This window comes from Psychrobacter sp. Ps6 (assembly GCF_022129235.1).
Classification (GTDB): domain Bacteria; phylum Pseudomonadota; class Gammaproteobacteria; order Pseudomonadales; family Moraxellaceae; genus Psychrobacter.
The window spans coordinates 1-1,115 of record NZ_JADQAI010000168.1 but is presented as its reverse complement, the minus strand read 5'-3'; the positions used below and the strand labels follow the sequence as shown (position 1 = coordinate 1,115).

The following is a 1,115-nucleotide window of genomic DNA, read 5'->3' as shown; positions in this document are numbered from 1 at the left end:
CACTTGATGGTCATAGCTACCAACTGTTTGAAACCGCAAATGAAACATTACCCGCACCCTCAATATGTCCTCCTCAAGTTGGTACAGTAAATACGGATGGCTTACTGATCAATAATACTATTGCAGATCCTGATGGCTATGGCTCGAGTTCAGCTAATATCATTTCGTTAGGCGTTATTACAGGTGATAGCAGTAATAATAACTTTGCTGACTTTTTAGCGCCTGAGTTTGCTTCTTGTGATGCTGATGGTTATTTAACATTAAGAACCCCTGCAGACCTGTTTGCGGTGGATTTATTCTCTGGTGCAACAGAAGAACTTGCTGCTGATACGACTGCAGTCTATGACAATAATGGGCTGCAAGTAGGGTATGCGATGCAAACTAATCATATTATTGGTGATGTTAGTGGCACAAATTTGCGGGTAATCGCTTTAGTCGATGGTAATTACAATGTCCATTTATTGCCGATTACCTTAACAGGATCCAATATCGACATTAATTTTAATAATGCCACTATTTCTGACGATGGCATTTTATATATGACTGGAGGAAACACTGGTTATATTTTGATGGTTGATGTCAATCCGGCTAATGAAACATATTTACAAGAAATTGGTCGACCTTCTATTTCCGCATTTTCTACCGCTGATTTTGCAATTAATCCGATTGATGGAAAAATCTATGGTTTGAGAGCAAATGGCGTTATCGCAATTTACGATCCTGTGACTCAGACCCGTGATAATAGTAAATCCGTAACGCAAGTTATTGAAAATGGCACAACACGTACTTATAGCGGGAGTCATTTTTCATCCAGTTATGGCGCGATCTATTTTGATCAATTGGGTAATATGTACGCAGTCAATAATGGTAATTACTCGCCCCCAACACCAAGTATTGCAGCGCCTGTACTGCAGATTCCGATAGGTGATGGGGCATCTGCAAGTTATACCGCAACGATAGTATCCAATTTAGGTTTTACCATGTCGACCAATGATGGTGCCCGTTGTCGTTATGCCCCGCTAGGCCTCGATTTTGGTGATGCTCCAGATAGTTTTATTACCTCTTATGCTGATGTGGGTCCTCATCATATTACTCGCGGCAATTCTATCTGGTTA

Annotated in this window: 1 protein-coding gene; it reads left to right on the top strand. The window is 40.7% G+C overall.

Going from position 1 to position 1,115, the window contains the following annotated elements; genetic code table 11:
• On the top strand, nucleotides 1-1,115 hold a 1,115-nt coding region (locus I3255_RS14635), incomplete at both ends, for a hypothetical protein (RefSeq protein ID WP_238039480.1).